Source organism: Hallerella succinigenes, assembly GCF_002797675.1.
Lineage (GTDB): Bacteria > Fibrobacterota > Fibrobacteria > Fibrobacterales > Fibrobacteraceae > Hallerella > Hallerella succinigenes.
This window is the reverse complement of sequence record NZ_PGEX01000001.1, coordinates 1,535,100-1,555,076: the sequence shown is the minus strand read 5'-3', so window position 1 is coordinate 1,555,076 and position 19,977 is coordinate 1,535,100. Positions and strand designations below refer to the sequence as shown.

Below are 19,977 nucleotides of genomic sequence, written 5' to 3'. Positions count from 1 at the left end.
TTTTTCCCATGTACAGACCGCCAAAATCCCACGCCCAGACAAGCCTTTTCTGCTCCCTTGAGGAACAGTTGAACCACAAGCATCCCCTTTACGTTCTTGCGAACAAGATTGACTGGAACAAGTTCGAGACCGAGTTTTCCAAATTGTTCGACGAAAAGATGGGTGCGCCAAACAAGCCGATCCGTCTCATGACCGGGCTCATCATCCTGAAGCACATCCGCAACGTATCGGACGAGTCCGTCGTGGAGCAGTTTCAGGAAAACGCCTATTACCAGTATTTTTGCGGAGAACGGTTCTTCTCGACGGAGCAGCCCTGCGACCCGAGCGAACTTGTCCACTTCCGGCACATGATTGGCGAAGCGGGCATGGACATGATCCTCAAGGAAAGTATCCGTGTCAATGCCGACCATGACAAAAAGGGACCGACAGGAAGCGGCACGGTCTTTCTCGACACGACCGTGCAGGAAAAGAACATCACGTTCCCTACAGACGCCAAACTTGCGAACAAGATAATAGAACAGGTACAGAGGATCGTGGAAGAACACGGCCTTCCGCAGAGACAGTCCTACAAGAGAACCTTGAAGAAGGTCCATCGTGACCAGCGTTTCCGCAATCACCCGAAAAACGCCAAGAAGGCTCACAAGGCGGATCGCAGGCAGAAGACAATCGCGGGACGGCTCGTCCGTGAATTAGAGCGAAATCTCGCCAGCAAGAACTTGTTGAACACGTACAAAGAAAAAATCGAGCTTTTCAAAAAAGTTTTGGAGCAGAAGAGGTGCGACAAGGACAAGGTCTATTCGCTTCACGAACCCGAAGTAAAATGCATCGGCAAGGGCAAGGAACACAAGAAATACGAGTTCGGCAACAAGGTGTCAATCGCCCGGAGCTACAGCGGCATCATTGTCGGCGCGGTCTCGTTCCGGGACGAGTATGACGGACATACGATAGACGATACGCTTGACCATGTTGAACAAATGCTTGGATTCAGGCCGAGCCGGGCCGCATGCGACCGAGGCTACCGCGGACAAAAGGAATCCGGAACGACAAAGATCGTGATACCGGACGTTCCGAAGAAAAACGCGACTTACTACCAGAAGGAAAAGGCTCACAAGCTTTTTTGCAAGAGGGCTGGCATCGAACCAATCAATGGTCACTTGAAGAGCGACCACCGCATGGGTCGCAACTTCTACAAGGGAATCTTTGGCGACATGCTCAATGCAAAGCTTGCAGCAGCGGCGTTCAACTTCAAGAGGGCCATGAGGCGTTTTTTTGTCCTGTTGGAATGGCTGTACGGTTTTTGCCTTCTGTGGAACGGAATGAACAAAAAATGCGAACGCTCTTGTCCTGCACTCGTGAATTGACTTTTTAAGGGACGACTAAATACCTGTCGCAGTACCCGCTGTAATCGTCGCAGGAGGATTCCATGGCCAGTTCTGCAACCGTCGTGGCGAAGCACCGCGAGCATCTCAAGCAGCTCATCAACAGGACCATCAATAAGCAGGGGCCGAATTGCGACCTCAATTTTATCGACGTGTCCAAGGTGATGGATATGAGCCGGTTGTTCGCCAGGTCGCGCTTCGATGGCGACATCAGTAACTGGGACGTGTCAAACGTGCGGAAGATGGGCCGCATGTTCATACGTTCGAACTTTGAGGGCGATATCGACCGGTGGAATGTTTTGAGCGAGGCGGACACATTCGAAATCTTTAGACAATCGATGCTTGAGAAAAAGGGCAAGCTCCCCAAATGGTACAATGGCCCCGTGTACGAAAATCCTCCCGGAGTAATTTTTAGCTGGCCGTAAAATTCATGCGTCATCAGTTGTTGGAATTTTGCGACATCGGGAACTGTTACATTGGTGCATATATTGCCAATCATCGATTCTCTGATGAAGTTGAACGCGCTGATGTAGTTCTTGTATCGGGCGTTCTTGTCGATGGCATGCCATTCGAAGATTTTCATACATCTAACCCATTCCATTTTCTAAATTTGCAAGCGTGATCCAAGTACAAAACATTACCAAGTCTTTTGGAACCCAAGATCTTTTCCGCGACGCGAGCTTTCTCGTCGCCCCCCGTGAACGCGTCGGCATCGTCGGACGCAACGGTTGCGGAAAGTCCACCCTTTTCAAGATGATCCTCGGCGAAGAATATATCGACGGTGGAAACATCGACATTCCCAAAAATTATACGCTTGGATACTTGAAGCAGCATATCGCCTTCACGCACAAGACGGTTCACGAAGAAGCCTGTTCCGTTCTCAAAGTCAATGAAGACGGCTGGCTCGATACGCATCAAGTGGAATCCATCCTTTTCGGTCTCGGCTTTGACGAAGAATCTATGCAAAAGGATCCGATGCTTCTCTCAGGCGGTTTCCAAATCCGTTTGAATTTGGCAAAGGTGCTTGCGAGCGAGCCGAATATGCTCTTGCTCGATGAACCGACAAACTATCTGGACATTGTTTCAACGCGTTGGCTCGCCCGCTTTTTAAGGGGCTGGAAGGGCGAAGTCTTACTGATTACGCACGACCGCAAATTCATGGACAGCGTCTGCACTCACGTCGTGGGCATTTACCACAAAAAAATGCGTAAAATCCAGGGTACAGTTGCAAAGCTCAAAGAAACGATCGCCATCGAAGAAGAAGTCGCAAAGCGTACGCAAGAAAACGAAGCGCACAAGCGCGAACAGCTCGAAAAAGTCATTGACCGTTTCCGCTTCAAGGCGAGCAAGGCTGCGATGGTGCAGTCCAAAATCAAAGCCGTGGAGCGCCTGGGAGAAGTATCCCGTTTAGAACATGAACGCAATCTGGAATTTTCGTTCAACCAGGCGGACTTCCCCGGAAAGCGCATGATTCAGATTAAAAATCTGAATTTTCACTTTGAAGGCGGTCCAACCCTCATCCAGGAGCTCACAGCCGAAATTTTCAAGGGCGACCGCATTGCTATCATCGGCCCGAACGGGCGCGGTAAAACGACCCTCTTGAACCTAATTGCAAACGAGTTAAAACCGGTCGGCGGAGAAGTATCTCTGAACCCGAACGTCATCATCAACTACTTTGGACAGACAAACATCAACCGTTTGGACCTGAACAAGACCGTCGAAGAAGAACTGCAATCTTCCATCACCAGCGCAGAACGCGGAAAAGCCCGCAATCTCGCCGGCCTTATGATGTTCAGCGGAGACGCTGCCTTAAAGCAAATCAAGGTTCTTTCCGGTGGCGAACGCAGCCGAGTGCTTCTCGGTAAGATTCTCGCCACGCCCTGCAATCTTTTGCTCCTTGACGAACCGACAAACCACTTGGACATGGAAAGCATCGAAAGCCTGATCGACGCCCTGGAAGATTACCAAGGAACGGCGATTGTCGTTTCGCACGATGAAGAGCTTCTCCACGTGTTTGCGAACAAGCTCATTGTTTTTGATGGTGGCAAATGCTTTATGTTCGAAGGCTCTTATGCGGACTTCCTCGAAAAAGTCGGTTGGGCAGAAGAAAAAAGCGAAAGCACGACCAAGGTCGCCGTCGAAAATTCCAATGTTTCTGCAAACGGGGCAGCTCCTGTTGCAAAAGATAAAGAGAGCCGTCGCGCCCGAGCCGCTTACGTCGAAGAACGTTCGAAAATCGTGCGTCCCATCGAAAAGCGCATCAAGAAATGGGAAGAGGAAATCCAGAAGCAAGAAGCCCTCGCCGCCGAACTAGAACAAAACCTCGTGGAAGCGAGCGAAAAGAACGACGGAGCTTTGATTTCACAGATTGCCAAGGATCTTGGCGAAGCGAAAAAGAAGACCGACGAAGCTTACGAAGAATGGGAAAAGGCCTCTGCCGAATTAGAAGAGGCCCAAAAGAAATATCCGCTTTAAGCGTTTTCGAAAATTTTATTCCGCGACACGGCGCACGCCCCACGTGCGAACGACTTCCTTCTTTTGAGAATCGCCGCCGACAGCGCCGATCTTGACCTTCAAACGGGCGATGTAAGCGCCTGTTCCGACCAAGCGACCCGAGGTACTGCGCATGTTCCAGCCGAGGTAAATGTTACCCGGATTCTGGGTACAGTCGCCGTCGAAAATCTTGTCGGTGCAAAGAATCTTTCCACTTGCGGAATTGATGTACGCGCCGAGATTCGTAAAGAAGCTTGTTTCGTACTTCACATAAAGGCTGTCCGGGCCGATTCCCGTCGAAGCGGATAGTTCATTCAAATCGTAACGGATGAGGAAGCCCGGAATTCCAATCTGTTTTTCAACAGATTCATACGGAAGTCCAAGCGTTACCTTGTGCGGCGTCACCGTTGAAGACTGCTTGAACGCATCGAGCTTTTCCGTTTTTGCATCAAAGAGCTTCGAAGATTCCACGACAATATACTGTTCACCGATAATGCGAACCCAGCGGTTATCTTCCGAAGCCGCATTCTGCGAAACGTCCGAAAGAACGCCCGGGGCAATGCGAATGCTGTCGCCCACAGAAGGCAGCACACCGTTCTTGCTCGAATAGAAGATTTCATAACGGGCCGTGCGACGCGTTCCCGAAATCGGGAAAATATTCCGAGAAGATTCTTCGCCGTTACGCCACGCCTTGAATTCAAAGATTGAATCCAACGGATAGCTGTTCGTATCGAGAGCTTCACTGAAGACGATTGCAAGCTGATAGACGTCTTCACTGCGCGGCGTCACAATGGCATTCGTAATCACAGGTCCTAGGCGGTCTTGGATCTTTCCCGTCACATGGAACGAAAGAGTGTCCGTTTCACCGGTCAGCGAATCCGTCACCGCCTTCTTGAAGAGCGTCGTATAACTTCCCGCGTAAGCATCGCCCGAAGAAGTTCCTGTAAAGAGGAAGTTCAAAAGCGAATCATTTTCAAAGACGAGGAGAGAGTCCAGGAAGCGGTACTTTTTCAAGTCCTTCTTTACAATGCGATGCCACGTCGAATCGCCGAACTGCCAAGAAACGGAATCCGGTTCATCTTCTCCCGTAATCGGTTCGCCGTACGAAAGCATCAAGCTATCGGCAACGCCATCACCATCCCGGTCAAACATATAGCCGCCCGAAGGAATCGGCACCGGAGGTTTTTCCAAATCGATATTTGACCATGTCAAAATGTTGTCATACGAAGCGCCCGAAATCTGGAAGGAACCGTCTTCCACAGCCGCCGTTCCCATCACATAGAAATGCGCCTTACCATTCACCGGTACAACCGAATCCAATAATCCGCCAAACTCGTCTGTCAGCGCAAGCGAATCCGATGACGAGAAGTAGAGCGGCGCATCGCATCCGCTATCGCAAAGCGTTCCCATATATTCCACAAGAACCTGTACAGGATACGGAATAAACGCATACTGTCCAAGCTTTACCGTGTCCGGATCCATTTCGTTCCACAGGGAATCCGCAAATACGATCGAAGGAAGCGGATATTCCGGAACCGTGAAATAGACCTTCGAAGACTGCGAAAGATCCGATTCCAGATAGAAGTAAAGCGTATAAGTACCCGGAGCGAGAGTTCTCGACTTCACCACGGCCACCGTATCGATCGTAAAGCCGGACATCGTTTCAGAAACCGTAATACCGCCGTAGTTCACGCCCGGAACGAGAGTATCGCCATCAATCGGAAGCCCCGGTCCCATCAGCAAAAAGAGTGACGCCGCTGGAATCGTATCGACCTTCGTCACGCTCGAAACGTCACAGCTGAGCGATTCATCGATCAGCATCTGCCAAATTTCATACTGAATCGTTCCATCCGACGTTGGAATTTCCACCGGGTAATAGGTCTTTTCCGTCTGCAAGTTGATGGAAGTCCGCATTTTAAAATTCGAACCCGTTGCATTGCGTTCCGAGAAGAAGATGTGGAACGGATATTCCTTGCCTTCGACAAGTCCAAGTGTATCCAAGTTCACCGAACCTTCTACCGGGCTATGGCAACCGCCGATATCCACCACAAGACGATTGTTGATAAACACCCAAACGTCATCATCGCCACGGAATTCAAAATACTGTCCCTTCACATACTGGAACTGTGCCGAAATCTTCATCGAGAAGCTGTAGTTATGTCTGCATCCCTGGACCACAGAATCATACTTCGGATTGTACAGCGTCATCGCCGAATCCAAATATTTAAAATCGTCAATCGGGTAAAACCCTGGATTATCCGGATCGTTGCAATTTCCCGCTTCTGTAATATCCGCAAGCCAAAAACCTTCTTCGTCCAGAGTCAAATCAATGTCACGGCAAACCGCATTCGTGTACTTCTTGCCCGAAGCATCCGTCGCAAGCGTCTCCGGAACAAACCATTTTTCGATTTCACGCGCAGCAGAACACATCGACCAAGGGAAAACCGACGAATCCACACGAGCAGGATTTCCATTCACCAAAGAATCCAGGACCATGCCAAGAACATGACCACCGCATTTATTATTTGTCGCAATTTTTCCCGTGGAATCCAAATAGGTCACCATCGTATAGTCGTTACCGTTGTAGATACCGCCAAAGTCCACATCGATACTATCGTGATGATTTTCACCCGCCCAGTCTAACACCATCGCTGAAATCTGCATTGTCGGGCAAATACCGAGACGCCCCGGGAAATCCGTCGTATAAGCGGGTGTACTGTAAAGCGTCGGGTACGGGAAGACCCAAGCCGTATCCGAAATCGCCATGATCGAATCGATCTGAATCGGTTCCCCATCCTTCTGTCCTGCAGACGTATAAATCTCAAAGCCAAAAGTCTGTCTCAAGGTAATGCCCCAATCCGTCACATGCTTATAATAAGCGCCCTGGTACCAGCCACAAGTATCATTCGAGAACGGTCCCATCTTCACCGTATCACCATTCACGATCATCGAAGGCGACATGTTTTCCCACGGGCTCATCACACGGATAATTTTTTCTTCGAGCGGAGCATACACCACGTCATAGCGTTCATTCGTATAAGTGAAAAGCCAAGTTTCATAAACACCCGACGGGAAGAACGAAGAAATCAGCGGACGATTGGCCTCTGTAAAAAAGGTCACTGCAGGCCAATCATTTGCGCCGCGGTAAATGTTGAAGAGCGCAGAAGTCGAACTCCATTCCGGTTTGGAAGCCGTTGCCGCTGGGAAAGTATAATGCCTCCAGCGTTTATATTCACCCGTCGAATCAAGGGCGGTCGGATTTCCCAAAATATTATTTTGAACCGAGATGTAGAACGTACTGTCACGATAAGACGTATTCGTTCTCCACGGGTGATAAATGTGCAAAGTACGGGAAGAATCAAAGCACGCACCAAGCGAACCGATCTTGGACGAGACGGATAGTTTTGAATCGGTACCATCCACAAAAATCGTATCCGAAGAAGCCAACGCCGAAGAAAGGTCCACAGTCCCTTCCGCAGGAGCCGTCATGTAAGAAGCGTAGAAACGTTCAAAGTAAGCAGTCTTCAGCGGATTGTTCGAAAGCGCAGAGGGCGTTATCGCACCATAGAACCAACCGCATTTCGTCGAATCATCCACGGCAAAGCGCATCAAAATGGAATCTGTACCAAAAATCATGCGAGGAAGAGCCTTGTTTCCCCACGGGCTCTTAAACCAAACCATCTTGGAGCCTGGAGCCGCAAAGGATTTCGTATAAGACATGTCGGACGTCGTATAAAGCCAAACTTCTGTATCCGAGCCAAAAAGGGTTGACGGTGTAAACGAGAGGGCATTCGTCCCGTCCGTCCAAGCGACACAGTTATTGTTGTTGTAATTCTGGTCCGAAGAATCTGGGCAAAGCTTTACGCTAAAAGATTCCCAACTTTGGAAATCCGAAACACTCTTGTTCCACGTATAGACAAACCAACCGTTTCCTTCCGAAGTCATCTTCGTCACAGAATTTTCACCGTAGATCGGATTGTAGCTTGTAGGGCTGCCAAGAATGTGCAGCTTATACGATGACTTCGTCGCATCGCCACGCCACGGCGATTGAATATGTAAAGTCAAAGAAGCTTGTGCTGCCACAACATACAGCAGACTAATCAGAAGGACCAATCTCATCCAAAACTCTCCTTAAAGTCCTTTTGCAAACACTCAGTGCTTAAAATAAATTATGAGGAGTTAAATTCCTCATAAATTCTTTAATACAACTATTTAGCTTTGCAATCCGAATTGCAATTTTTCATCCCCGATTGTTGTAGCGGGACCATGTCCACACAGCACTAGAGTATCATCGGGTAAAACCAAAAGTTTTTGGCGAATAGAATCAAAAAGCTTTTCTGTATCGCCGCCTGGCAAATCTGTACGGCCATAGCTACCGCGGAAAAGGGTATCCCCCACAAATAAAATGTTCTCACGTTCTTCATAAAACGCAAGACCGCCACGGGAATGTCCTGGAACTTCTATAACCTTCAGTTGGATATTTCCAACCAGAATCAAATCTCCTTCCTTCAAAAAGGATTTGGGCAAGGGCAAAGTTTCCTCTAGCGCAAGGCTAAACATCTGCGCCTGGTGATCTGCATGCTGAATCAGAAACAAATCGTTTTCTGAAGCTTCCGCTTCCAAATTCCACTTCCGCAGAACCCATCCATTTCCCATGCAATGATCTAAATGCAAATGCGTATTCAATACACGCCGCACTGTAAGACCGTTCTTTTTCACAAAACAGTCCGCTTTGAGAAATTCATCTTCGTTATAAAATCCGGGATCGATAAGTAGAGCTTCACCGTTCGCCTCATCATAAACAAGATACGCATTTTCTTGGAACGGATTGCAAACGAAACCTTGGATCTTCATGCAAACGAATATAGAAAGATTCCGGGGGAAAAAGGAAGGGCCCCCGCGATGTCCCGCGGGGGCCCGTGGATCCGGCGGCGACCTACTCTCCCGGGCCCGGGGGCCAGGTACCATCGGCGACAAGTGGCTTGACTTCCGTGTTCGGAATGGGAACGGGTATGACCCACCGTCGATGACCGCCGAAATTTCAATGTCTCAGTACGGGATGCCCAGGGAAAGAAGCATAGCCGGCGAAGCCCTCGAATGGGGTGCCTCCGGACGCCAGGCTGCTCACGCGCAGCAAAGCCACATCGTAGGAAGAAAAGGAAAAGCCTCACGGGCTATTAGTATCGCTCGGCTCAACGCGTCGCCGCGCTTACACCTGCGACCTATCGACGTCGTAGTCTCCGACGGCCCTTCAGGGGGTTGCCCCCGCGAGACCCTATCTTGGGAACGGCTTCACGCTTAGATGCTTTCAGCGTTTCTCCGATCCGAACATGGCTACCCGGCGGTGCCGCTGGCGCGACAGCCGGTACACCAGAGGTTCGTCCGTCCCGGTCCTCTCGTACTAAGGACAGGTTCCCTCAAGTCTCGTACGCCCACACCGGATAGGGACCGAACTGTCTCACGACGTTCTGAACCCAGCTCGCGTGCCGCTTTAATTGGCGAACAGCCAAACCCTTGGGACCTTCTCCAGCCCCAGGATGCGACGAGCCGACATCGAGGTGCCAAACCTCCCCGTCGCTATGAACGCTTGGGGGAGATCAGCCTGTTATCCCCAGAGTACCTTTTATCCATTGAGCAACGGCCGTTCCACGCTGTACCGCGGGATCACTAAGCCCTACTTTCGTACCTGCCCGGCGTGTCCGCCTCGCAGTCAGGCTCCCTTTTGCCTTTATGCTCTGCGCGCGATTACCGACCGCGCTGAGGGAACCTTTGGATGCCTCCGTTACCTTTTGGGAGGCGACCGCCCCAGTCAAACTGACCATCAGACACGGTCCCCCGCCCCGGTGAGGGGCGCGGGTTAGGCCTCAAGCCTGGCAAGGGTGGTATTTCAACGGCGGCTCCGGAGGGGCTGGCGCCCCGCCATCAAAGCCTCCCACCTATCCTACACATGCAAGGCCTAAAACCAATGTCAAAATTCAGTGAAGGTTCATGGGGTCTCTCCGTCCAGGTGCGGGATGCCGGCATCTTCACCGGCACTGCAATTTCGCTGAGTCTCAGGAGGAGACAGTGCAGAAGTCGTTACACGATTCGTGCAGGTCGGAACTTACCCGACAAGGAATTTCGCTACCTTAGGACCGTTATAGTTACGGCCGCCGTTTACCGGGGCTTCGATTCGGGGCTTCGCTTGCGCTGACCCCTCCTGTTAACCTTCCGGCACCGGGCACGTGTCAGGCCATATACCTCCCTTTGCAGGTTTGCATGGCCCTGTGTTTTTGGTAAACAGTCGCTTCTGCCATTTCTCTGCGGCCTCCAGCGGCTCCGCGCTGTCCGCGCTGACCGCCGGGGGCTCCCCTTATCCCGAAGTTACGGGGTTAATTTGCCGAGTTCCTTCTCCTGGGTTGTCTCAAGCACCTTGGGCTGCTCGCCCCATCCACCTGTGTCGGTTTACGGTACGGGCTCCCTCGCGGCTCCCTTAGGGGGTTTTCCTGGCACCGGCATGTACAGCTCGGATTCGGGCCGAAGCCCTCCTCCGGTCGGGAGTCTCGGGCACGTGGCAGGGGGATTTGCCTCCCTGCCGCCTTACGCTCCTTCCGCCACGCGTCCATCGGTGGCTGTGTACTGTTCGATGCGTCGCCCCGTCGGTCGGACGCCTCGTGGGAGGCCGGGGAATCTTGACCCCGTCCCCATCGGCTACGCCTCTCGGCCTCGTCTTAGGTCCCGGCTGACCCCGGGAAGATTAACTTTACCCGGGAAACCTTGGATTTTCGGTGCGCGGGCTTTCCACCCGCGTTTTCGCATACTCATGCCAGCATTCTCGTTTCCGGTACCTCCAGCGGGCATCGCCACCCGCCTTCCCAGGCCTGCGGAACGCTCTCCTACCGCTCCATCGCTGGAGCCCACGACTTCGGTGACGCGCTTAGTCCCGATAATTTTGGGCGCGGGACCGCTCGACCAGTGAGCTATTACGCTTTCTTTAAAGGATAGCTGCTTCTAAGCTAACCTCCTGGCTGTCTGAGCAGTCCCACATCCTTTCCCACTTAGCGCGCACTTGGGGACGCTTAGTCGGTGGTCAGGGTTGTTTCCCTTTCGTCCGCGGATCTTATCACCCGCGGGCTGTCTGCCGCGAATCGGTTGGCCGGTATTCGGAGTTTGGTTGGGTTTGGTAAGCGGGTGTGCCCCCTAGTCCATCCAGTGCTCTACCCCCGGCAGCCTGTCGCGACGCCATACCTAAATATGTTTCGGAGAGAACAAGCTATCGCCCAGTTTGATTGGCCTTTCACCCCCACCCACAGCTCATCCGGACACGTTTCAATGTATATCGGTGCGGCCCTCCACGGGGTGTTACCCCCGCTTCAGCCTGGCCATGGGTAGATCACTAAGGCTTCGTGTCTGCCGCGTACGACTAGGCGCCCTCTTCAGACTCGCTTTCGCTGCGGCTCCGGTCCTCAGGACCTTAGCCTCGCCGTACACGAGCAACTCGCTGGCTCATTAAACAAAAGGCACGCCGTCAGAGGGACAAGTCCCTCCTCCGACAGAATGTACGCACACGGTTTCAGGCGCTCTTTCACTCCCCTCTCGGGGTGCTTTTCACCTTTCCCTCACGGTACTGGTCGCTATCGGTCATCCGCTCGTATTTAGCCTTGGAGGGTGGTCCCCCCGGCTTCAGGCAGGGTTTCACGTGCCCCGCCCTACTCAGGATACTGCCAAGCGCGAAGATCGGTCCCTAAAGGCCTGTCACCTGCTGGGGGGGGGCTTTCCATCCCGCTTCAGCACCTCTCTTCGCGTCACGCGGCAGTCCTACAACCCCGGGATCGCTCCCGGTTTGGGCTCCTCCCCGTTCGCTCGCCGCTACTTGGGGAATCTCGGTTGATGTCTTCTCCTCCAGCTACTTGGATGTTTCGGTTCACTGGGTTGGCTTCACGGGGCCTATGTGTTCGGCCCCGCGATGCGCGGGTCGCCCCGCGCGGGTTGTCCCATTCGGAGTCCCCGGAGTCACGGGCCCTTTGCGCCTCGTCCGGGATTTTCGCAGCTTGTCGCGTCCTTCGTCGCCGGCGAATGCCTAGGCATCCCCCGTGTGCGTTCCTATGCTTAATTCCTTCTTTCCAGCGATATAGCTCTCGCTTCGCATGAGCAGCTCGGCGCCCTGTCATTGATCGGGCCACCCAGTCACTCGAAACTGCTTCGCTTCTTGTATGCTTGTTATCACTTTCTCTGGAATTGCTTCCCGTACTGTCAATCGGCCGCGGGCTCTCTCGGAGCCGCGTTAGCTTCTTGCAAAACTTGGAGATGTACTTGCTTGATGCCTTGGTTTGCGAATCGGGTGGCGGTCCAAAAGGACCGCGGTTTACTCCTTAAAGGAGGTAATCCAGCCGCACCTTCCGGTACGGCTACCTTGTTACGACTTAGCCCCAGTCAAAGGTCTTGCTTTAGGCGCTGGCTCCCTTGCGGGTTGGCATCGCGACTTAGAGCACTCCCTTCTTCCATGGCTTGACGGGCGGTGTGTACAAGGCCCGGGAACGTATTCACCGTGGTGTGCTGACCCACGATTACTAGCGATTCCAGCTTCACGGAGTCGAGTTGCAGACTCCGATCCGAACTGAGGGCGGCTTTGGGGATTGGCTCGGCCTCGCGGCCCCGCTGCCCATTGTACCGCCCATTGTAGCACGTGTGTGGCCCAGGATGTAAGGGCCATGAGGACTTGACGTCATCCACACCTTCCTCCGGGTTGTCCCCGGCAGTCTCTCCAGAGAGCCCCCTTGCGGGCGGCAACTGGAAACGTGGGTTGCGCTCGTTGCGGGACTTAACCCAACATCTCACGACACGAGCTGACGACAGCCATGCAGCACCTGTGTGAACCGTTGCATTGCTGCAAAACGGCGATCTCTCGCCGCGGCGATTCCATGTCAAACCCTGGTAAGGTTCTGCGCGTTGCGTCGAATTAAACCACATGCTCCACCGCTTGTGCGGGCCCCCGTCAATTCCTTTGAGTTTCATACTTGCGTACGTACTCCCCAGGCGGCATACTTAACGCGTTAGCTACGGCACCCCGGGTCGCCCCGGGACACCTAGTATGCATCGTTTACCGCGTGGACTACCAGGGTATCTAATCCTGTTTGCTTCCCACGCTTTCGAGCCTCAGCGTCAGTGGGTCCCCAGCCGGCTGCCTTCGCCATCGGTGTTCTTCCTGATATCTACGCATTCCACCGCTACACCAGGAATTCCGCCGGCCTCTGAACCACTCAAGGACGCCAGTTCGCTCTGCGGGTCCGGGGTTGGGCCCCGGGATTGCACAGAACGCTTGGCGGCCCGCCTACGCTCCCTTTACGCCCAGTGATTCCGAACAACGCTTGCACCCCTCGTATTACCGCGGCTGCTGGCACGAAGTTTGCCGGTGCTTCCTTTAAAGGTACATTCAACGGCCCCGAAAGGCCGAATTATTCCCTCTCGACAGTGGTTTACACACCGAAATGCTTCATCCCACACGTGGAGTTGCTGCGTCAGGGTTGCCCCCATTGCGCAATATTCCCTACTGCTGCCTCCCGTAGGAGTCTGGGCCGTCTCTCAGTCCCAATGTGGCCGATCGCCCTCTCAGGCCGGCTACCGATCGTCGCCTTGGTGGGCCGTTGCCCCGCCAACTAGCTAATCGGACGCAAGCTCATCCCGCATCGATGATTCTTTCGTCAACGGCCCATGCGGGCCGCCACGGCTCCCGGCATTAGCCGCGCGTTGGCACGGTTGTTCCGGAATGCGGGGCAGATTGCTTACGCGTTACTCACCCATTCGCCGCTCGGCTCGTATTGCTACGTCCTCGCTCGACTTGCATGTATAAGACACTCCACCAGCGTTCGTTCTGAGCCAGGATCAAACTCTTCATTGTTTTCTAAAGGCCTGTCCCGACACGCTTCCTTTTCCGTCAAATTTGATTGACCGGAGCATCACTCAAGCACATCTCCAAATCCTTCAATCAGCCTGCCCGGATCCCGTCCGGGGCGTTTCCTGGCCGTTTCCGACCGGAACGAGGCCAATTATAGAAATCCCCACGGAATCGTCAAGGGGTTCCTGCGCAGATTTCTGCGAATTTCCTCGTTTTTTTTTCTTACAACGCCTGTTTTCCGTCTAAACGCCGTCAAAAAGCCGCATATTTCCATATTGTCCACAATCAATCCACGCATTTCTTCCTTTTTCGCCGCCATTTTTTTTCGATCCCCCCGAAAATGCAGTCCCGGAGGCCTCTCGAAACCGCTCCGGGACGTCCGAAGGCGCCCCTCGAAGGCGCCCCCCCCTCCTTTGATGCGCTTTCTGGCCCCCATCTCTACCGCCATCTCTACCGCGATGCCGTCCTCGACGCCGTTCCCGCAGACGGGGCCGTCCTCTGCCTGGAGACCTTCCCGTCATTTTGCAACAAATTCACTTCCAGTTCGTTTGTACTCACACGGACGGTCAGGCAGAAAGGGCCGCGTCTTGCCGGGCAGGGACCACGCAGAGCCTGCGGCGTATCGCGCCTGTTTCAAGCCGCTTTCTCCGTAAAAACTCCCCCCCTGAATTTTGGGGGCAAACACGATATGACACCTGCAATTCCACGTTGTGCGGGCCAAGGCATGATTCAAGGGATTTCTTGTTTAGCGAAGAAGGCCGACCGATCTTCTGACGCCCCAGACATTTTCCGTTGTCTTCTTAAGGACACGGTTGCCGACGAGCATTCGAACATCTAAGCGAACAACGTAAGCGCCTGTTCCCACGAGACGTCCCGAACTGCTACGCATATTCCAGGCGAGGAACAAAGCCTTTTTGCCCGTGGTGCAATCCCCCGAGAAAATGGCGTCAGAACAATTGATCGTTCCGTATGCGGAATTCACATACTCGCCGAGGTTTGTGAAGTAATACGTTTCGTACTCGATTTCAATGTCATCGACCGTGTACGCTTTTTCTCCTTCTTTGAGATTCGAATTCACATCTTCCAAAGCGCCGAGAATTCCATCAAAGGAAACCAGCTGCCCGTGGCGTCCGGTAGCAACCGCCACTTCTTCGGCAGATCTCCCTGCAGCAACGGCAATTGTTTCAACGGTCGGAGATTTTTCAGAAGGAACAGTTTCCGGTGTAAGCGAAACCACTTCAGTCGATGCGACGGATACAGCACCACCTCCCGTGACACGGACCCACGGATTATTTTCGTGTGCTGTATTGCCCGACATATCCATGGCGAGACTTGGAACAAAGCGGACGCTGTCACCCGGTTCCGGAGCATCTCCTGCAAGGACGTGGTAATACAGCTGAACTCGATCCGGAGCGGATCTAACACTATAGCTCGCTTCAACGACTCCCATGGAAAGAGTGCCCGAGCGCCAACGTTTGAATTCAAACGCCTGCGGAAGATTCACCGTTTGACTGTCGGCAAGCGCTTCACTGATACTAAGCGTCAGCACAGAGATATCATCTTCCACGGAGAGAGAAGCTCCCGTAAGAATTTCGCCGACGTGATCATCGAGAATTCCATCCAAACGGAACACATCCCCGTCATACGTATAGTACGCGGAAATGCTACCGCTATAAGCAACAGAAGCAAGGCCCGTGAAGATTCCAGATGTGAACGCATCACTTGTAAGGCTCACCGATTCGTTATCGACACGTTCAAAAGAACTGAACTTGCTCGAAGAAGTATCACGGAAGACCCAGTACAGAGAATCCGGAGCATCTTCTCTATCAGGAGCGTAAGAGAACTTCACATAAATGCTGTCTCCGATACCATCACCATTGCGGTCATACATGCCAGCTGTTTCGATCTTTGGCACAGGAGGTTCTTTGAGCGTAATACCGCTCCAAACCAAGAGGTTTTCCACGGCAGAAGCCTGCACCATGAATGACGCATTATCCACTGCTTCCTGAGCCATCACAAAGAACTTCGCCTGACCTTTTACCATCTTGACGGTGGAGACACGGTTTCCTTCTTCATCGAGAAAGATGAGCTTCGAAGTTGAAGCATTCAAGAAGAGGTCCGTTGAAAGCAAAGTGTCATACGTCAAAGCGACATAGACCGGATACATGATGCTTGCCCATTCACCAAGCGTTGCCGTATCTGCATCGATTACATTGTACTCGGAATCCGCAAATGCGATGGCGATATCCGGAACATCGATTGCCGGTTCAGGAACCGTGAACGTCATCGTCTTGCTCGCAGCTTCATTCGCCTGCGACGTAAATTCAAAAGTATAGGTCCCCGGAACGAGGCCCGTGATAGCAGTCGTATCGATAGCGAAGCCACTCATCGTCGAATTGATGATGATGCCTCCGTAATACGATCCAGCGGTATCAAGCGAAACACCTTCTGCCGGAAGATTTCCACCGTACAAGCGGAAGAGGGACGCAGCCGGTTCATCTTCTGCTGTTGCAGAATAATCACAGGCAAGGCCCGTCGTTTTGATATTCTGCCAAATCGTGTAAGCCTTACCGCCCGAAGTCGAGCTGTAATCGCGCATACTGTAATACTTGATGGACGTGTGAAGATCCATGGATGTACGCATGCGGAAGTTACTTTCCGACTGTTTGCGTTCAGCATAGAACATGTCGAAGGTATAAGTTTCACCCGGTGTGAGCCCCATCGTGTCCAAGTTGACTGCACCTGGCTGCTGGTTATGAACACCGCCGATATCCACCGCCAAACGGTTATCGATAAAGACCCAAACATCATCATCACCGTAGAAGTCAAAATACTGGCCTTCCACATAGGTGAATTCCGCATGAACCTTCATCGTGAAACCGAAGTTGTGATAATAATAATTGCCTCTCGAATCCATAACATTTCCACTCAAACTGTCATAATACGGATTCTTAATCGTCTGGGCTTCATCCAGGTACTTGAAATCATCTAGCAGGAATGCGCCACCTTTATTACAGCCCGCACAATCAGTAGTGGAATAATTTTTGTTAATCTGGCCGAGCCAAAGTCCCGTTGTATCTTCCAAAATAATCGTAATGTCACGGCAGGTCGCATTGGTATAAATACTGCCATCCACCACCGCAAGCGTATCCGGAAGGAACCAATGGTTGATGTGATCCGAAGCTTTACAGTTTTCCGGGAAATCCTCGTCATTGCGAACAGGAAGACCGTTTGAGCCGAGTTCCGTTTTCACCATTCCCTTGGCGACCTTATCGCACTTGCCTTCATTATTATGCTTACCGAAGTCTAGACTCGTACCCGTATCGGCAACGGTAGCCCTCGAACTGTTCGTTCCGTCAAACCAGTCGTATAGAGTAACGGAAAGCTGGCGCGACGGGCAATCGCCCAAAACCTTGGGATAAGCCGAATAGAGAACCGGAACGCCGCTTTTCGTGTTAATCCAGACGACATCACTGATCCCTGCAATGCTGTCGAGCACAATCTGATCGCCCATAGTCGCACCCGCGGCAGTAAAAATTTCCGGGCCTACTGTCTGGATAAAGATGACATCCATGTAATCTGCAGAAATCATCGCTTCGTACCAGCCGCAGGTATCTTTGACCGCAGTCATTTTTAAAGTATCCTTTGCACCATTATAAACAATGCTCGGAGTAGTGCTTGTCCACGGATCTAAAAAACGGATGAGCTTTTGATTGGAGAGTCCTCCCGAAGCGGAAGATCCGCTGGAACCCGAAGATGACGGAGGCTCACCCGCAAAAGCCATTATTTTGCCATACGCATCTACAGTCAAATAAATAACGCTTTCGTCCGATAATGCGGAGAGCGAATAGGATTGCGAATAATCGGAGCCACTGTAAACCGTAACCGTTTTGTTTCCACCGATGGAATTATTATAAGTAGCGGTATAATAGCCACTCGCATCTTCCGTTAGAGTATATTTCTTGTTACTACCCGAGAAAGCAAGATATAAATTCCCATTTTCTGCCCACTCTTCCGAAACGGAAACATAAAACGTCACAGCGCCAAACGCTGACGAAAAGGTCATCAGGGCAATCGCCCAGACCCATACATACAATCTCATCCCAACATCTCCTTTTCACCCACCAAATAACCAAAATTTCAATTTAATCTCGAGAAAGCGTTTTCGACGAAAACATATTAAAAGTTTACATAAAGCTTTTCGATTCGGGTGAATTTGTACCAATTTTCGTATAGAAAATGGGCAAGATCGTATAAAACGCTTAAAATCGCGCGGGAACGCCTTAAACGAACAAATCTTTCAGCAAAACGGTCGCGATCACGAGGCTCGACACCGAAATAAAGCGCTTAACAAAGACATTTCCCTTTTTACGCTGCAGACGGCTGCCGAGAAGCCCTCCCAAAATAGAGCCCGCAGAAACGCAAATCGCAAGTCCCCATTCTACCTTGCCGATCAGAATCAGACCCAAGGTACTCACAAACAGGAATGTAGAAGTCAGCGCATTTTTGATTGCATTCACATGCAACAGGTCGAGACCCGTATAACGGGAAAGCGAAAAAATTTGAAGAAATCCTACACCGACCTGAATAATGCAACCGTAAATCGAGATCGCAAAAAAACCGAGAAAGGCCGGCAAGGACATTTTTTCGGGAGGCGTTGCAGGAGGCTTTCCCAAGAAATCCCTTTTAAGCTGCCCCATGATGACCACCAAAAGAATTGCCAAGGAAAGGATTCCCTGAAAAACTTTGTCGTTCAACTTCGCTAGAAAGAAAATGCCGAACAATGAACCGATCAGAGTCGGCCAAAGAAGGCGGAAATAAATCTCCTTGTTTAAGAGCCCATGCTTACACATGTTAAGCGCCGACGTCAAATTTCCGAGGAAAAGTCCGATGCGGTTCGTGCCATTCGCCACGGTTGGCGGAAGGCCGAGGAAAATCATGATGGGAAGGCTAATGGTACTGCCGCCGCCTGCAATGCTGTTGATGGCACTTGCCAAAATACCGACGAAGAAAAAGGCAACGTAGAGATACCATTCATAACCGAATATCATTTGGAGAGTTCCGATTGCAAGAATTGCTTATTCGAAAGAACCGTGGCACGGTCTTTATATTCTGGGGCGAATTCAAGGCAATCGTCGAGTTCCGCGATCGCTTTGGAAATTTTATCGACCTTGTTCGCCTTTTTGTTTTGGGATTGTGCAAATAGCGTTGCCGTGAGCTTGCGCTTTTCGGTGCAGTAACCTACATACACAGCATCCAGTTCACGCAGGGCTTCTCCACGGAGACTGCTCGATTTGAGCTTAAAGAGAATTTCTTTGGCGGCGGACCACTTTTTGTTCGCGGAAAGATGTTTTGCTTCTTCCAAAGATTTTTTAGGATCGTGAGTCTTCCAATATTCGGCGGACGAACTCGATTCATCCATGCGCAAGGAAGAAATTTTAAGCAGTGCATTTTGAAGTCCAAGCGTATCGACAAAATCCGAATAACGGAGAATCAAATCGGAAAGTTTTTGTTCGGCGGCATCGAAGGCAGCCTTTTCGCCGGCAAGAGTCAGAGCTTCATCACGGCTGGATTTGACTTTTTCAAACGTGCGAACGTAAGCGATTCGCGAAAGAGAATCGACAATGCGACGAATAGAATCGCTCGGAGTGCTTGCGCAAATCGTGTCGGCAAGAGCCTTGACTTCTGCATAAGGAGCGCGACGCGAGTTCGCATTCACCATGGCGATTAAAAACTGTTGCAAGTCCGCATCCTTTTTCGAATACCCACTGCGTACTTTTTCTCCGATCGATTTTGCCTGGGATTGCCATTCCTTCCACAGCGGATTCAATACGGAAAAACGTTCGACAATCGCTGCCGCAGAATCCAAATTTCCCGCTGCGTAAAAAGAATCCGCTCGAGTCAACGCCTTTTGGGCGAGCCTTGGAATTTCCACGTAGATATCCGGCACAGCATTTGCAAGCGCCATCGGTTTTGTTTCAGGCGCCATCGGTTCTGTTTCAAGCGTCATCGGTTCATTGGCAGGCGCAACCGGGGCGAAGGCTTCCGTGTTTTTATCGGATGCGACGGAAGATTCGGAAGAATCTTTTTTCGGAGCTGTTTGCAAAACAGTTTGCGAGGTCGGTTGCGGGTCGGACTGCGGTACGGTTTGCGGAGTCGTTCCCACGCAAGCCATCAAAAAGAGAACGCCCGTGCAGAGAATGATCGAAAAACGCTTTGTCAAATGCATAA

The 19,977-nt window shown here is 51.7% G+C and carries 7 protein-coding genes, 3 rRNA genes and 1 pseudogene; 3 read left to right on the top strand and 8 right to left on the bottom strand.

The genetic code is table 11. From position 1 onward, the window contains the following. The first annotated feature begins 8 nt into the window (after positions 1–8). The 3 genes and pseudogenes from BGX16_RS07020 to BGX16_RS07010 form a co-directional block, all read left to right on the top strand. Positions 9–1,361 carry an IS5 family transposase gene (locus tag BGX16_RS07020; RefSeq protein ID WP_198514878.1) on the top strand — a complete coding sequence of 451 codons (1,353 nt, stop codon included), beginning with the start codon at positions 9–11 and terminating at the stop codon, positions 1,359–1,361. A 62-nt stretch (positions 1,362–1,423) separates the two neighbouring features. Next, positions 1,424–1,804 carry a BspA family leucine-rich repeat surface protein gene (locus tag BGX16_RS07015; protein WP_100425408.1) on the top strand — a complete coding sequence of 127 codons (381 nt, stop codon included), beginning with the start codon at positions 1,424–1,426 and terminating at the stop codon, positions 1,802–1,804. A 193-nt stretch (positions 1,805–1,997) separates the two neighbouring features. After that, a pseudogene (locus BGX16_RS07010) lies at positions 1,998–3,581 on the top strand (ABC-F family ATP-binding cassette domain-containing protein); the annotation flags it as partial. Between the two features lie 288 nt (positions 3,582–3,869). Here BGX16_RS07010 and BGX16_RS07005 read toward each other — a convergent pair. The 8 genes from BGX16_RS07005 to BGX16_RS06965 form a co-directional block, all read right to left on the bottom strand. Continuing rightward, positions 3,870–7,991, bottom strand: coding sequence for a fibro-slime domain-containing protein (locus tag BGX16_RS07005; protein WP_100425406.1), 4,122 nt, complete (start codon positions 7,989–7,991; stop codon positions 3,870–3,872). A 93-nt stretch (positions 7,992–8,084) separates the two neighbouring features. Then, entirely contained in the window at positions 8,085–8,726 is a 642-nt protein-coding gene (locus BGX16_RS07000) for an MBL fold metallo-hydrolase (protein ID WP_100425405.1), read from the bottom strand. A 69-nt stretch (positions 8,727–8,795) separates the two neighbouring features. Next, positions 8,796–8,910 (bottom strand): 5S ribosomal RNA (gene rrf, locus BGX16_RS06995). 118 nt (positions 8,911–9,028) lie between these two features. Continuing rightward, positions 9,029–11,968 (bottom strand): 23S ribosomal RNA (locus BGX16_RS06990). Between the two features lie 257 nt (positions 11,969–12,225). After that, positions 12,226–13,749, bottom strand: a 16S ribosomal RNA gene (locus tag BGX16_RS06985). Together the 16S, 23S and 5S rRNA genes form the textbook arrangement of a ribosomal RNA operon. A 742-nt stretch (positions 13,750–14,491) precedes the next feature. Continuing rightward, positions 14,492–17,848, bottom strand: coding sequence for a fibro-slime domain-containing protein (locus tag BGX16_RS06975; protein WP_100425403.1), 3,357 nt, complete (start codon positions 17,846–17,848; stop codon positions 14,492–14,494). Positions 17,849–18,029: 181 nt separating this feature from the next. Next, the gene (locus tag BGX16_RS06970) at positions 18,030–18,797 is read right to left on the bottom strand and encodes a sulfite exporter TauE/SafE family protein (RefSeq protein ID WP_100425402.1); all 768 of its coding nucleotides are present in this window, start codon (positions 18,795–18,797) and stop codon (positions 18,030–18,032) included. Next, on the bottom strand, positions 18,794–19,975 hold the full coding sequence (locus BGX16_RS06965; RefSeq protein ID WP_100425401.1) for a hypothetical protein: 1,182 nt from the start codon (positions 19,973–19,975) through the stop codon (positions 18,794–18,796). Before BGX16_RS06965 ends, BGX16_RS06970 begins: the two co-directional genes overlap by 4 nt. Positions 19,976–19,977: the final 2 nt, after the last annotated feature.

Excerpts from the sequence above, each read along its gene's own strand:
- BGX16_RS06965 (WP_100425401.1), bottom strand. The coding sequence starts at position 19,975 with ATGCATTTGACAAAGCGTTTTTCGATCATTCTCTGCACGGGCGTTCTC.
- BGX16_RS07015 (WP_100425408.1), top strand. The coding sequence starts at position 1,424 with ATGGCCAGTTCTGCAACCGTCGTGGCGAAGCACCGCGAGCATCTCAAG.
- BGX16_RS06975 (WP_100425403.1), bottom strand. The coding sequence starts at position 17,848 with ATGAGATTGTATGTATGGGTCTGGGCGATTGCCCTGATGACCTTTTCG.
- BGX16_RS07005 (WP_100425406.1), bottom strand. The coding sequence starts at position 7,991 with ATGAGATTGGTCCTTCTGATTAGTCTGCTGTATGTTGTGGCAGCACAA.
- BGX16_RS06970 (WP_100425402.1), bottom strand. The coding sequence starts at position 18,797 with ATGATATTCGGTTATGAATGGTATCTCTACGTTGCCTTTTTCTTCGTC.
- BGX16_RS07020 (WP_198514878.1), top strand. The coding sequence starts at position 9 with ATGTACAGACCGCCAAAATCCCACGCCCAGACAAGCCTTTTCTGCTCC.
- BGX16_RS07000 (WP_100425405.1), bottom strand. The coding sequence starts at position 8,726 with ATGAAGATCCAAGGTTTCGTTTGCAATCCGTTCCAAGAAAATGCGTAT.